12 protein-coding genes are annotated in these 12,267 nt (G+C 58.1%); 7 read left to right on the forward strand and 5 right to left on the reverse strand.

The features are described from left to right. Positions 1-52 precede the first annotated feature (52 nt). On the reverse strand, positions 53-1,402 hold the full coding sequence (locus tag ACOTTU_RS07005; RefSeq protein ID WP_298917542.1) for a substrate-binding protein: 1,350 nt from the start codon (positions 1,400-1,402) through the stop codon (positions 53-55). 234 nt (positions 1,403-1,636) lie between these two features. Here ACOTTU_RS07005 and ACOTTU_RS07010 point away from each other — a divergent pair, with 234 nt between their 5' ends. The 5 genes from ACOTTU_RS07010 (at position 1,637) to ACOTTU_RS07030 (ending at position 7,788) form a co-directional block, all read left to right on the forward strand. Further along, a complete protein-coding gene (locus ACOTTU_RS07010) occupies positions 1,637-2,926 on the forward strand; it encodes a short-chain fatty acyl-CoA regulator family protein (protein WP_425656893.1) in 1,290 nt (429 codons plus the stop codon). Positions 2,927-3,091: 165 nt separating this feature from the next. Continuing rightward, complete coding sequence (locus tag ACOTTU_RS07015) at positions 3,092-3,475, forward strand: response regulator transcription factor (protein ID WP_298917548.1); 384 nt, start codon at positions 3,092-3,094, stop codon at positions 3,473-3,475. A 3-nt stretch (positions 3,476-3,478) separates the two neighbouring features. Further along, the gene (locus ACOTTU_RS07020) at positions 3,479-3,757 is read left to right on the forward strand and encodes a hypothetical protein (RefSeq protein ID WP_425656896.1); all 279 of its coding nucleotides are present in this window, start codon (positions 3,479-3,481) and stop codon (positions 3,755-3,757) included. Then, a complete protein-coding gene (locus tag ACOTTU_RS07025; RefSeq protein ID WP_298917553.1) occupies positions 3,757-6,450 on the forward strand; it encodes an ATP-binding protein in 2,694 nt (897 codons plus the stop codon). The genes ACOTTU_RS07020 and ACOTTU_RS07025 overlap by 1 nt, the downstream gene beginning before the upstream one ends. 126 nt (positions 6,451-6,576) lie before the next feature. Further along, on the forward strand, positions 6,577-7,788 hold the full coding sequence (locus tag ACOTTU_RS07030; protein WP_425656898.1) for a FliM/FliN family flagellar motor C-terminal domain-containing protein: 1,212 nt from the start codon (positions 6,577-6,579) through the stop codon (positions 7,786-7,788). Positions 7,789-7,794: 6 nt separating this feature from the next. Here the strand turns inward: ACOTTU_RS07030 and ACOTTU_RS07035 are convergent, their stop codons facing one another. The 3 genes from ACOTTU_RS07035 to ACOTTU_RS07045 all read right to left on the reverse strand — a co-directional run bounded on the left by ACOTTU_RS07035 (position 7,795) and on the right by ACOTTU_RS07045 (position 9,529). Further along, complete coding sequence (locus ACOTTU_RS07035; RefSeq protein WP_425656900.1) at positions 7,795-8,226, reverse strand: TIGR01244 family sulfur transferase; 432 nt, start codon at positions 8,224-8,226, stop codon at positions 7,795-7,797. Between the two features lie 133 nt (positions 8,227-8,359). After that, entirely contained in the window at positions 8,360-9,223 is an 864-nt protein-coding gene (locus ACOTTU_RS07040) for an MBL fold metallo-hydrolase (RefSeq protein WP_425656901.1), read from the reverse strand. A gap of 63 nt (positions 9,224-9,286) precedes the next feature. After that, on the reverse strand, positions 9,287-9,529 hold the full coding sequence (locus ACOTTU_RS07045; protein ID WP_298917564.1) for a hypothetical protein: 243 nt from the start codon (positions 9,527-9,529) through the stop codon (positions 9,287-9,289). A gap of 217 nt (positions 9,530-9,746) precedes the next feature. Here ACOTTU_RS07045 and ACOTTU_RS07050 point away from each other — a divergent pair, with 217 nt between their 5' ends. After that, complete coding sequence (locus tag ACOTTU_RS07050) at positions 9,747-10,031, forward strand: DUF2312 domain-containing protein (RefSeq protein WP_298917569.1); 285 nt, start codon at positions 9,747-9,749, stop codon at positions 10,029-10,031. A 108-nt stretch (positions 10,032-10,139) separates the two neighbouring features. On the opposite strand, the gene ACOTTU_RS07055 is transcribed toward ACOTTU_RS07050, so the two are convergent. Next, positions 10,140-11,042 carry a LysR family transcriptional regulator gene (locus tag ACOTTU_RS07055; protein ID WP_425656903.1) on the reverse strand — a complete coding sequence of 301 codons (903 nt, stop codon included), beginning with the start codon at positions 11,040-11,042 and terminating at the stop codon, positions 10,140-10,142. Positions 11,043-11,136: 94 nt separating this feature from the next. On the opposite strand from ACOTTU_RS07055, the gene ACOTTU_RS07060 reads away from it, so the two are divergent. Further along, positions 11,137-12,213, forward strand: coding sequence for a sodium-dependent bicarbonate transport family permease (locus ACOTTU_RS07060; RefSeq protein ID WP_425656905.1), 1,077 nt, complete (start codon positions 11,137-11,139; stop codon positions 12,211-12,213). Positions 12,214-12,267: the final 54 nt, after the last annotated feature.

The following is a 12,267-nucleotide window of genomic DNA, read 5'->3' on the forward strand; positions in this document are numbered from 1 at the left end:
CCCGCAGTTGTTGAGAGGTGCGGGTGGCGCGCTCACGCCACCCGGCCGGGATTTATGCGCCCGGGTTACAGGTGCCCAGATTACCGCCAGCGAACTGTGGGTGATCGGGGGCATAGGTAACCTGCTCAACCGGTGTGACTTCGACGACTTCCAGCAGGTCGAACTCGGACTGCGGGTTCTCTTTGCCTTTCACGACCAGAACGTCCTTGAAGCACTGGTGGTCGGAACCGCGATAAAGCGTCTTGCCGTTGCCCAGACCGTCGAACTCGTAGTCTTCGAGCGCTTCGACAACCGCGCATGGGTTGAACGAACCGGCCCGCTCGACCGCATCCGCATAAAGCAGCGTTTGCACGTAGCAAGTATGCGCCGCCTGGCTGGGTGGGAAGCCGTATTTGGTGCCGAAGGACTGAACGAATGCCTTGGAGCCTTCGTCCTGCAGCGACCAGTGCCAGTTTGTCGAGCCGAAGATGCCTTTCACGTTGGCACCCGCACCCTTCGCCATCAGGCGCGAATAAAGCGGTACGATGATCTCGAAGTTTTTGCCGTTCACCTGCTTGTCGCGCAGGCCGAATTGAACCGCGTTGGTCAGCGAGTTCACCATGTTGCCGCCGTAGTGGTTCAGCACCAGCACATCGGCACCCGATTGTAGAACCGGCGCGATATAGGAGGAGAAGTCGGTCTGGGTCAGCGGCGTTTTGACGGCGTTGACGGTTTCCCACCCCAGAGCTTCGGTGGAGGATTTCACCGCTTCTTCGGTGGTGTAGCCCCAGTTGTAATCGGCTGTCAGGTGATAGGCCTTGCGGTCCTTGCCATAGTTCGCAGCAAGCACAGGCGCGAGCGCGGCACCGGACATGTAAGAGTTAAAAAAGTGACGGAAACCATTGGCCTTGCGGTCTTTGCCGGTGGTGTCATTGGAATGCGTGAGGCCGGCCATGAAGATGACGCCTGCTTCCTGACAAAGCGCCTGAACCGCCACGGCGACGCCCGATGACGACCCGCCGGTGATCATCACGGCACCATCTTTTTCGATCATCGAGCGGGCAGAGGCGCGCGCCGCGTCCGATTTGGTTTGCGTGTCGCCGGTGACATATTCGACCTTCTTACCCATGATGCCGTTACCCTGCAGCACCTTGGACGAGAACGTGTTCATCATGCCGCCGTCGCCGCCACCATTGAGGTGTTCGACAGCAAGCTCATAGGCGCGCAACTCGTCGGCACCTTCGTCCGCATAAGGACCGGATTGGGGCACATTGAAGCCCAGGGTCACGGTGTCGCCCGTAGGTGCATTGGTAAAGCCCGAGTGCCCGTCAGCACGCAGATACGTCGGCAGCGCCAGTCCGGCGGCACCGGCAAAAGCACCGGTCTTGATCAGACCGCGACGTGTAAGTTTCGAATTGGACATGAAATCCTCCCAGTTGTTAAAACGGCGCAGTCGGTCAATTCCTCAATTACGCGACGCGTCCGGCACATTAGTGCAAATAACTTATCGCTGATGATCTGAAAACTCCGCAACAAGTGCCTTGAAATGAACAACTATTTTGTAAATTAATGAACAGGTGTTTGTGGGTGTTTGTAAATTACGTAATATTGCAGCGCAGAAACCGGTTGAAAAAGCCAAGGATTGCAGGGAATTTTCATGGCACGTGAGGGATTGACGGGCAGCCGTATCAGGGAGCGCAGATCCGTTGTGGGCATGCGGCAAGCCGATCTGGCGCGCGCCTTGGGAATATCGGCGTCCTATCTCAACCTCATCGAACATAACCGGCGCAGAATCGGCGGCAAGCTGCTGCTGGATATTGCCCGCATCCTTGGGGTTGAACCCTCTACGCTGACCGAAGGCGCTGAAGCTGCGCTGATCGCCACTTTGCGCGAAGCGGCCACGGGGGCCAATCTGCCAAGCTCGGAAATCGCCCGCGCAGACGAATTGGCCGGGCGGTTTCCCGGCTGGGCGGAAGTGCTTGCCAACGGTCATCGGCGCATCGCAAGTCTGGAGCGTCGCGTGGAATCCCTCTCTGACCGGTTGACACATGATCCTCATCTGGCCGCTTCCGTGCATGAATTGCTGACCACAGCCGCAGCCATCCGGTCAACCGCGGCTATTTTGGCGGACGAAAAGGAGCTGGAGGCGGAGTGGCGCGACCGCTTTCATGCAAACATCAACCAGGATAGCCGCCGGCTTGCAGAGAGTTCGAAATCTCTGGTGGACTATCTGGATGCCGGTCAGGGCAGCGAAGATGCGGCCGCCAGTCCCCACGATGAGTTGGAGGTCTTTTTGACCGAAAACGCCTTTGAATTCGCCGAATTGGAAACGGGTCAGACGTCGGTGGAGGCATTGATTGCCGAGGCGCAGATGTTAAAATCCAATGCCTCACGGCAAATGGCGAAATCCATACTGGACCGTATTGCAGAAGATGCAGAACAGGTTCCGCTTGAGATTTTTCGGACGGCCCTGGCCGACGTCGGCAACGACCCGGTAAAGCTGGCGCGCCATTTGAACGTCCCCGTGGGCGTCGTGTTGCGGCGGCTTGCAAGCCTGCCGGAGCTTGAGGCGGGGCTGGTGGTCTGCGACCGTGCTGGCAGCCTGCTGTTTCGCAAGCCAGCGCAGGGTTTCGTCATTCCCAGGTTTGGTGCAGCTTGTGCACTGTGGCCTCTTTTTGCGGCATTGGGGCAGCCCGGTCAGGTTCTACGCATGCCGCTGGTGCAACTGGGGCGGGGGCGTTCGGTTTTCAGCTGTGTGGCCGTCGCCGAAGTTGTTGGCGGACCGACCTATAATCAGGCGCCTCTGGTGCAGGCCAGCATGTTGATCCTGCCCAACGCGAGCCAGGAGCCTGATGGGGCAATTGAGGTCGGGGCTACATGCGGCGTGTGCCCGCGCAACGGATGCCCCGGCCGCCGGGAGCCGTCGATTTTGAGCGGCGGAATATGAAATCTGATGTCGCAACCCTACGCGGCTCAAACCAATGGTTGTATTTCTCTGTCGGTGGCGCGAGACTTTTGACAGTGCGGATAAAACCGACAATAGTTCACCCTCACCCCTGAGGGAGACAGACCATGGGTCTGGCAGGGCGGAGACCTTTGGGAGGAGGGCGCAATGGGCAAGCATGTGCTTTTGGTCGAAGATGAGCTGAACATCATTGAAGCCATTCGATTTCTGCTCAGCCGCGAGGGCTGGGAGGTGGACACCCATTCAAACGGGACTGACGCCGCACAGGTCATTCGGGAGCGCAAACCCGATCTTGTGGTGCTTGACGTGATGCTGCCGGGCAAGAGCGGGTTCGACATTCTCGAAGAGCTGCGCAGCCATGAGCAGACGGCGGATTTGCCGGTCCTGATGCTCACGGCTCGGGGGCAAAGCCGGGATCGCGAGATGGCCGAGAAAGCGGGTGTGAGCCGGTTCATGACCAAGCCGTTCTCGAATACCGAAGTGCTGACAGCGGTGCGCGATCTGCTTTACGTGCACGGGCAAAGGACCTGATTCATGGCCAAACCCGGCACGCCGCTCTTTCTGGAACGTGACGGATACCGCAGGCGTCGGATGATGGACGCGATACGGTTGCTGGTGATCCTGGGGGCCGGGCTTTGGATGATCCCCTTGTTATGGCCTGTCCAAGGCGCCGCCGAGGGTCAGGATGTGCCCACGTCAAAAGCGCTGCTCTATGTCTTTGGTGTCTGGTGGGCGCTGATTGCAATTTCGGCCTATCTTGCGCGCCGTCTGGGACGCATCCCGGCACAAACGGATGATACCGGAGCCTTGTGATGGCGTCTTTGAACGCACTCATTGCCGTCTGTCTGGCTTACGTGTTTTTGCTTTTCTGCGTGGCGTTTCTCGCGGAGCGCGCCGGCATGAAGGGGCAGATGGGCTGGCTGTTGCGCTCGCCGCTGGTCTACACCCTGTCGCTCTCGATCTATTGCACCGGCTGGACGTTTTACGGGGCGGTTGGGTATGCGGCACGCTCCGGGTTGGAATATGTGACGATCTATCTGGGTCCGAGCCTTGTGATCGTCGGCTGGTGGTGGGTCCTGCGTCGTCTGGTGCGGATCGGTCGTAGCCATAAGGTGACGTCGATTGCCGACCTGATTTCGTCGCGCTACGGAAAATCCAATGCCCTGGCCATTGTCGTCACGATCATGGCCGTCATAGGCGTGACACCTTATATTGCGCTTCAGTTGCAATCGGTTACCTCGTCTCTGGCGATCTTTGCCGCGGCCGATGATGGTACTTTCTCGCAATCCACCGATGCGTCCGCCGCAGGCTTTTGGATCGCTGTAGGGTTGGCGCTTTTCACGGTGCTTTTCGGAACGCGCAACCTCAATGTGAATGAGCGGCATCATGGTGTGGTCATTGCCGTCGCCGTCGAGGCCGTGGTCAAGCTGATCGCGCTGATGGCGGTGGGTGCTTTCGTGGTTTGGGGGATCGCCGGGGGCGTGTCTGATACGCTTGAACGGATAGACGCGTCAGCTCTGGGCACCTGGCAGATTGACGGCAGCCGCTGGGCAGGGCTGACCTTCCTGTCGGCTGCTGCCTTCTTGTGCCTGCCGCGCATGTTTCAGGTCATGGTCGTTGAAAATGATGATGAGCGCCATCTGCAGATCGCCAGTTGGGCCTTTCCGCTTTACCTGATGTTGATGAGCCTTTTCGTGGTGCCCATAGCCGTCATCGGCCTTGATCTGCTGCCGGCGGGGTCCAACCCGGATTTCTTTGTGTTGAGCCTGCCGCTCAGCCAGGGGCGCGAAGGGCTCGCCACATTGAGCTTTCTGGGGGGGTTTTCCTCTGCCACGTCGATGGTGATCGTCGCGACACTTGCCCTGTCGACCATGGTGTCCAATCACGTGGTGATGCCGATCTTCCTCTATCTGCGGCAGGGGGGTGCCACGCAATCGGGCGATGTGCGTAACGTGGTTTTGCTGTCGCGGCGTTTGTCCATTCTGGGCATCATCGGGTTGGGGTATGTCTATTATCAGGCCTCCGGCGGCTCCAGCGCCCTGGCGGCGATCGGTTTGATTTCTTTTGCTGGGGTCGCCCAGTTTCTGCCCGCCATGTTGGGGGGGATTTTCTGGCGGGGGGCCACCCGTGTCGGGGCTTTGGTGGGCCTGGGCGTTGGCTTTTCACTCTGGGTTTTCACGATGCTTCTGCCCAGCTTCGGACCGGGTGTGGTGCTGAGTGTAGATACCTTTCAGAACGGATTTCTGGGTATCGGCTGGCTGCGGCCACAGGCGCTTTTCGGCATTCCCGGCATCGATCCCACGGTTCATGCGGTCTTTTGGAGCCTTCTGCTGAATGCAGCGAGTTTTGCCTGTGTTTCGCTGGTGACCTTTCCGCATCCGCTCGAAAGGCTTCAAGGGGCGCAATTCGTCAATGTTTTTCAGCATTCAGCCCAGACGCGCGGATGGCAGGTGTCGGTGGCGGAAAGCGAGGATCTGATGATCATGACGCAGCGGATTCTGGGAGCCAGGGAGGCCCAGCTGCTGTTCCAGCGCGAAGCGACAATGCAGGGGCGTCGGGGATATCTGCCCGAACCCACCCCGGATTTTCTGCAACGGCTCGAAAGAGAACTGGCGGGTTCTGTTGGTGCCGCTACCGCGCATGCGATGATTGGCCAGATCGTTGGGGGGACATCCGTTTCCGTGCAGGACCTGTTGGCGGTCGCGGACGAATCCGCGCAGATGCTGGAATATTCCAGCCAGCTTGAGGCCAAATCCCGCGAACTCAGCCAGACAGCGGCCCAGTTGCGTCAGGCCAATGACAAGCTGACCCGGCTCAGCCATCAGAAAGACGCCTTTCTCAGCCAGATCAGTCACGAATTGCGGACGCCCATGACGTCCATCCGGGCCTTTTCGGAAATCATGCGCGATACTGAGGGGCTGGAGGATCGCGAAAAGGCAAAATATGCGAATATCATTCATGTGGAGGCCATTCGCTTGACGCGCTTGCTGGATGATCTGCTGGATTTGAGCGTTCTGGAAAACGGTCAGGTGACCCTAAATGTCCAGTCAGGGGAGCTCTCGGATCTGCTCGACCGGGCTGTGGCGACGGCGCAGGCCAGCGAATCTCGCGAAATTGAGGTGCAACGTGAAGCTCTGCGGGAAAATGTGCAGCTTCATACGGATCTGGACCGTCTTGGTCAGGTTTTCATCAACCTGATCACCAATGCTCAGAAATACTGCCGGGCCGAGAAACCCGTTCTGCGCATCGAGGTGTCGCAGCTTGGCAAGGCCGTCGCGGTGGATTTTATTGATAATGGGTTTGGGGTGCCCCACGCTTCCCGCGATGTCATGTTCGAAAAATTCAGCCGTGTCGGTGCAGAAGATGGCAAAGGTGCAGGTCTTGGGCTGGCCATTTGTCGCGAAATCATGACCCGTTTGGGCGGTGACGTGACCTACCTCGACGGGACGGGCGGCACCGGCTTTCGGGTGCTGCTGCCGCAGTCGCAGGCCCTTGCTGCTCAATAGTTTTTATCCAGAAACACCATAGATTCTGGGATCATAAAGGCAATGGTAACCATTCCCCCTTATTTCCGGGCAGAACAAAGCCACGCGTCGCGGGATCAGCGCGGGCTATTCTAACAAGGGCCAAAGATGTCAGTTTTGCAGCGCAAGGCGCAGGCAGGTAAACAGGAACATCAGGCGCGGGCCATGACCGTGCCCAAAGCGCTGCGCGTCAGCGTAGCCAAAATTGCCGACGAACTTTTCGAAATGGCGCTGGTGGTGATCGGCGTGACGCAGGAACGTTGCGACGGCGACCACATTGCCGAGAAGTTTGATGACACCTCCTTGCTGATGTTGCTGGACGGACCAACAGACAGCTCCGGCGGAGCCATGATCGGTCCTGAGCTGGTTGGTGCCATGATCCAGCAGCAAACCACGGGCAAGGTGTCGAAAAACCCCGCCACCGAACGGGTTATGACATCCACCGATGCCGCTCTCTGTGCGCCCCTGGTTGATGCGTTGTTCCGCCGCGCGCACGGTCTTCTGGAAGCAGATGCAGATCGTGACACGCTGGCGGTCCTCAGGTTTGGTGCGCGAGTGGAAAACGCCCGCCTCTTTGGCCTGGCTCTGGACGCAACCGAATACAACATCTTTCGCCTGACCATTGACGTGGAAGGTGGTGCTTTCCAGTCAGTCCTGACGCTATTTTTGCCGATTGTTGAAAAGCGGCCTGAACTGGCGGCGCATGATCATGAAGAGGATGCGGCCCCGACCCCGCCAGTGACGCTGGAGAAGACGGTGATGGGTCTCAAGGCTGATCTGACTGCGGTTATGGGACGACTGAAGTTGCCGCTGGCGGAATTGGGGCGATTGGCGCCCGGTGATGTTGTGACTTTGCGCCCGGATGCATTCGATGCTGTCGAGGTTATCACACGGGACGGGCGGGTGGTCAGCCGCGGGGCACTGGGGCAGGTGGATGGTCAGCGCGCCGTACAACTGGAAACCAACGTCGCCACCACCGGCAATCCCAAGCGTCGCGCTGCAGATCGGGACGAGTTGGATCTACCTCAGGTGCAACCCGCTAAGCCCACCGCCGGTGAGATGTTTGCCGATCCGGCGGCGACAATCGACATGCTTGAAGAACCCGGCGCGCTCCCGGATTTACCGGACTTGCCGGAGCTGCCTGATTTGCCTGATTTGGATGCCGCCCCTGCGCTTCCGGATTTGCCGGACATCGATATCGATGAGGCCGCGGCATTGCCTGATCTGCCCGACCTGCCGGATTTACCTGATCTGCCGGATTTTGACGGTGCAGAGGAACTCCCGGCGCTTGAAGACTTGCAGGACATCAAAACCGCCTGATCAGCGTTACTCTGTTTGACGCCTGATGGCGTCAAAGGTCGCCCGCAGATTTTCTAGATCATATCCCCAGTCCCGCGCCGCGCTAATGATGTCATCCGCCGGCATTTCCCGCGCTGTAGAGAGTGCCCAAGCTATGGTGGAGCGGGTCCCCGACGCGCAATAAGCCAGCACCGGGCCATCGACACTGTCCATCAATGCCCGGTTCGCCGCGATAACATCCGGTGTCATGGTCTGATGCGTCAATGGCTGAACGGCAAATTTCAACCCTGCTGAGATTGCCGCGGCTTCGATAGCGGCGCACTGGTGGCTGGGGGGGACCTCGACGTCAGGGCGGTTGCAAATCACCAAACGTATACCAAGCGCTGCGATTTCGCGCAGGTCATCGACGCAGATTTGAGGGGCAGCAAAAAAGTCGGGTGTGATTTGACGGATATCCATGGTCAAAGACCTATGGCCAGAGAAATGCGGTGTCCAGTCTGCAGCTTTCCCTCGACTGCCGGTTTTCGCAAAATTGCACTACACATTCTGTTGACCTCGACCCGGAGTGTTGCGCTCGTCCCTGAACACGCCATCAGAGCTTGTTGATCGGCAATTTTAACATCACGTCGCCATTCTGATCGGGTTCGGGCATGTTGCCCGCCCGCATGTTAACCTGCAAAGACGGCAGGATCAGCTTTGGCATCCCAAGCGTTGCATCGCGGGCTTGCCGCATTTCGACAAAACTGTCCTCGTCCTGCCCTTGGCCGATATGGACATTTCGGGTTTTCTGCGCACCAACAGTTGTCTCCCAGGCGAATTCTTCGCGACCGGGCGCTTTGTAATCATGGCCAACAAAAATGCGGGTGTCATCCGGCAAGCTGAGAATGCGTTGGATCGAGCGATAGAGATCATGTGCCGAGCCCCCGGGGAAGTCACACCGGGCGGTTCCGAAATCCGGCATGAACAACGTGTCACCAACAAAGGCTGCATCGCCCAGGACGTAGGTCATGCAGGCCGGAGTATGCCCGGGGGTATGCATGACGTCCGCCCGCATCTGTCCGATATGAAAGCTGTCTCCGTCGCCGAAAAGCCGGTCAAACTGGCTGCCATCCCGTTGAAATTCAGTGCCTTCGTTGAAGACTTTGCCAAAGGTATTCTGTACCTCTGTGATTTGATCGCCGATACCGATTTTGCCCCCCAGCTTGTCCTGCAGGTAGGGCGCTGCTGACAGATGATCGGCATGCACATGGGTTTCCAAAATCCACTGTACCTGTAGCCCGTTGGTTTCGACAAAGCTGATTACGTTGTCTGCGGATGTCGTGTTTGTACGGCCCGAGGCATGGTCAAAATCCAGAACGGAGTCGACGATCGCGCAGGATGAGCCCTGGGGATCTTGCACGACGTAGCTGACGGTGTTTGTTGCTGCGTCGAAAAATGCATTTACATGTGGGGACATTGTGCTGGCTCCCTTGTTTTGACCAGATTAGGCCGGAGCACTTCCTTCTGGCAAGGGTGCCCGCTATGCCAAGAAGATACCGAGGATCACCAGCATAAGTCCAATCACAGAAAGAAATAGCGCCGCGAGGTTCATCGGCAGCGCCTTTTTCAGCTTGGCACGCATTTCCTCATCCTCAAGCTGCGCTTTCCGGGCGCGCGCGATATAGATGACACACCAGATCAGGCCCAAAAAACCCGCAAGGGTCAGCAGCGCTCCGCCCCAAATGAGCAGATCAAAAACCGAAGTGGTGCCAGCGTTTTCCATGTGTGCAGCGCTACCCAATCCCTTTGAGCGGCGCAAGTAAAAGCTGGTGTAAAACTTAGGCCCGGAGATGGCGTTGGAAAGAACCTGCCGCCGCAGGGGCTGATGTCATGCCATTTTTCTCTTTCTTACGCCTCGGGCCATGAATGCCGCTTGCAGCGATGAGATCGGAGCGCTAGGCAAGGCCCGTCCGTCAAACTGGAAATGCAAGGAACCATCCATGAGTGATACTGCAACTGACCCTGCCGTTGTCGAAGCCCCGGGGGATGCGACCTACCGCGTGACCGCCAATGAGCTGCGTCAGTTTGTTGAGCGGATCGAACGGTTGGATGCAGAAAAGAAGGACCTCGCTGAGCAGCAAAAAGAGGTCATGGCCGAGGCCAAGGCACGCGGCTATGATACGAAGGTGATGCGCAAAGTCATCGCGCTTCGCAAGCGCGATGCGGACGATATCGCCGAAGAAGAAGCGGTGCTGGAAATGTACAAAGAAGCACTCGGAATGTAGTGCCTCCGGGAGCTCGATCAGGGTTGACGTAAGGCCAAACAGTTTTCGGATTGACGCGGCCACAAATGCTGGCGCCTCCCGTTTCAGCCGTGGGTCGGGCGCATTCTTTCAGCTGCCCGAATAAGATTTTTCTGGCGCGTCTGGAAGTCGCGCCTGTACCAGATCACGAAGTGCTGGGTGGGGAAATTTTCGGGGGAGCGTCACCGCGAAAAAGGGTTCCATGATTTCCAGATCAAAAGGCGCGGTCTTGACCGTTCCGCTCGCAATTTCATCTGCCAGAACCACGGCCGGCGTTATGGCAAGACCAGCGCCCTCACGCGCCAGCAACCGCACCATGGCCATGTCGTCGACGTTGGCTGCGATGCGCGGTCGTATGTCCAGTTGCGCGATCAGGTTCTCAAAGCCTGCCCGAATGACGCTTTCGGTCGGCAGGATCAGCGGTTCATTGGAAAGAAGGGATGTGAGCGAGCCGTAGTTGAGGCGCTCGGGACGTCCATGAATGCCGACCGGTTGCTCGCTGAGCTTTTGCGCGGCAAAGGCCGAAGTGGACCCGCTCTGTGGCATTTCTGTCGTAAGCACCACGTCGAGCGCCAGGGTTTCCAGATCGGCCAGCAGTGTTTTCGTATTGCCCGATTTCAGGACAACGTTGCATTCCGCCGTTGCAAGCAACGGGCGCAGGAACTGGAGTTGAAAGTTGCGTGATAGCGTTGAGAGCGCCCCGACCCGCAACGGCGGGCTGGTTGTGCTGCTCTGCCGAAGTGTCGCCAGCAAGTCGTCGCCAGCCGTAAAAATCCGATACGCGTGATCAAGCGCGATCCTGCCTGCTTCGGTCAACACCAGGCTCCGGCCAACACGGTCAAAGAGATCATGCCCGAGGCGGGCCTCCAACTGTCGAATTTGAATAGAAAGGGCGGATTGGGAGACGTTCAACCGGGCCGCCGCACGCCCCATGTGCCCTTCGATGGCAACCTCCCGAAAATAGCGCAGATGATGATAGTTCAATTGACCCATTGTTATATTAAATAGAATGAATCATTCAAAAAGATATATTTTTATATTCTTTTGAGGCGCGGTATCAGCGTTCCAGACACGAAAGGAACCGCCGATGGATACCCTCTTCACCATTCTCAGCACGTTGGTTGACCAGTTTCAGAAACCCACGCTCGCCTTCCTGATTGCAGGCATGTTGCTTGCAGCTTTGGGCAGCAAATTTGAAGTCCCTGATCCGGTTTACAAATTCATCGTCATCCTGCTGCTGCTGAAAGTGGGTATGGGCGCGGGAATCTCTGTCAGAGAAGCCAATTTCGTCGAGCTTTTTGTGCCTGCCATCGGGGCGGCGATTGTGGGCATAATGATCGTTTTCTTGGGCAGTTGGACTCTGGCGCGCTGGCGCGGCGTGTCGCAGATTGACGGTTTGGCAACCGCCGGCCTCTTTGGGGCGGTATCGGCGTCAACATTGGCGGCAGGCATGGCAATCCTTGATGACGGCGGCATTCCGTACGACGGGTTCATCGGTGCGCTATATCCTTTCATGGACATCGCGGCACTTGTGACGGCAATTGTCATGGCAAAGCTGAGCGCTGCGCGGCGGACGGCGCCCGACGTACCCGTCAACGCGGATGGTACACTGGCCAGGTTTGGGGCGGCCGGGCGGCCATCGGCACCCGCTGGTACGATCGAGCCCGGTCTGTTGCGTGGCATCCTTGTCGACACGTTCCGAAGCCCGGCGATTTCGGCTCTGCTTGTCGGATTGGCTCTTGGCATCCTTGCTGAACCGGACTCTGTCTATCGGAGTTTCTACGAACCTCTGTTCCGGGGCCTTCTGTCCATCCTGATGCTGATCATGGGGATGGAGGCCTGGCTGCGGATCGCAGAGCTACGCAAAGTTGCGCATGCCTATATTCTTTATGGCATTGCGGCTCCTATCCTTCACGGTTTGCTTGGCTTTGGCGTAGGATATATTGCGCATGAGCTGACCGGGTTTTCTGCGGGCGGCGTGGTTTTGTTGTCGGTAATGGCGGCGTCAAGCTCCGACATTTCAGGTCCGCCAACGTTGCGCGGCGCGTTGCCCGAAGCCAATTCATCGGCCTATGTCGGGACGTCAACCGGCATCGGAACGCCGGTCGCCATTCTGAGCATTCCGATGTTCATCGCCTTGGCGGAGGTTTTCATTGGCTGGTAAGGCGGGCCAGCCCGAGAGTCGGCCGCGTTTTACCTGCTGGCCAGATTGCGGACC

Origin of the sequence: Roseobacter sp. EG26, assembly GCF_049830555.1 — a bacterium.
In the GTDB taxonomy this organism is placed as follows: domain Bacteria; phylum Pseudomonadota; class Alphaproteobacteria; order Rhodobacterales; family Rhodobacteraceae; genus Roseobacter.